General features: G+C 63.4%; 1 protein-coding gene. It reads left to right on the top strand.

The window, feature by feature from the left end; translation table 11 throughout:
- Positions 1 to 254: ABC transporter substrate-binding protein (locus ACKRDP_RS10015; RefSeq protein ID WP_409154637.1), on the top strand; the 254-nt coding region annotated here is incomplete at both ends.

The following is a 254-nucleotide window of genomic DNA, read 5'->3' as shown; positions in this document are numbered from 1 at the left end:
GAACAATTGCGCATGCCGATGTCGACCGCCGACTTCTCCCCGATCATGCAGCGCATCAAGGATTCCGGCGCCGATGGGCTGTTCGTGTTCCTGCCCTCAGGCCCGCCCACGCTCGGTTTCGTCAAGGCTTACAACGAGAACGGCCTGAAGGCGGCCGGCATCAAGTTCTTCGCGCCGGGTGACCTGACCCAGGAATCCGACCTGCCAGCGCTCGGCGAAAGCGCGCTCGGCCTGCAGACGACGTTCCATTATGC

It is taken from the genome of Pampinifervens navoyensis, assembly GCF_046159715.1.
GTDB lineage: Bacteria > Aquificota > Aquificia > Aquificales > Aquificaceae > Pampinifervens.
This window is presented reverse-complemented; position numbering and strand designations above follow the sequence as displayed.